Consider the following 1,312-nt stretch of genomic DNA (forward strand, 5'->3'; position numbering starts at 1 on the left):
GTAGTAGATAGTGTGAAGGCGAAGGAACTGGTGCTTAAGCAAAATAGTAAGAGCTGGATACTTCATGTTGGTGATAATTTAGCAGAAGTGGATTCAGGTTTTGAAGGTGATATTGAATATGCTGGTTCGAAAATGTTGAGTAATGAATTAGAGCTTGAAAAAGGTATGGCCTTGATTCCTGGTACTTATCGATCAACTTATCAGGAGTTAATTATTAAAGATGCAATTGATAAGCATTTTGAAATCGAACAAGCTAATTTTTTAAGGGGGAATCAACGGGAAAATAATGTGCCAAGAATTAAAACATTAAGTCTCTTTTTCATTGATAGCATTACTAGTTATCGCCAGGATGATGGCTGGCTAAAAGAAACTTTTGAACGTTTATTGAAAGGGAAACTCTCTCGCTTAGTAGCAGAATATGAATTCAAACGTCTACCTAGGGAACAAGAGTATTTAGAATTCCTAAGGGCTACCCAATCGAGTTTAGCCAGTGATGATCAAAATGTACATGCAGGATATTTTGGTGAAGATCGGGGTTCTGGTGATGAATCGATTCAAGCAGAAGTTGACGATATTTTGAAAAATAAAGAAAAGCTTTTAAGTTTTAAAGATGAAAAGGGTAATTGGCAAACGAGGCGTTTTTTATTTTCAAAATGGACGTTACGTGAAGGATGGGATAATCCAAATGTTTTTGTTATTGCTAAATTGCGTACTTCTGGTAGTGAAAACAGTAAAATTCAAGAAGTTGGTCGAGGATTACGATTACCAGTGGATGAAACAGGTCATAGAATTCAACAAGATGAGTGGCCGGCTAGACTAGCATTTTTAATTGGATATGATGAAAAAGATTTTGCAAAAAAACTCATCGGTGAGATCAATAGTGATGCGAAACTTCAATTAAACGAAGAAAAATTAACGGAAGATATGATTCAATTAGTAGTCACCGAAAGAAAAAAAGTAAATCCAGAATTTACGGACGAAAGATTACTGGAGCATTTAGACAATTTGGGTATTATTAATCGGAGAAATGAGTTTAAACAATCTATTGATATTGGAGGCGTTCAAAAAAGTGGATTTGAATGGTTAGTTGAACTATATCCTGAATTGAATACGAATCGCCTACGAGAAGGTAAGGTTGTAGATACAAAAAAACATTCAACAAAAGTTCGAGTAAAACTAAGAAAAGAAAATTGGGAAAAGGTGAAAGAGTTGTGGCAACAATTTTCAAATCGTTATATGTTGGAATTTCAACGTATCCCAGGAACAATTAGTTTTATGGCTGAGCAAATAGTTGGTGACCCCAGTTTATATG

1 protein-coding gene is annotated in these 1,312 nt (G+C 34.8%); it reads left to right on the top strand.

Annotated elements, in window-relative coordinates; genetic code table 11:
- On the top strand, nt 1-1,312 hold a 1,312-nt coding region (locus tag AC1DJR_RS30105), incomplete at both ends, for a type III restriction-modification system endonuclease (protein WP_477004270.1).

The sequence above is a fragment of the Bacillus sp. 05T31 genome (genome assembly GCF_056396725.1).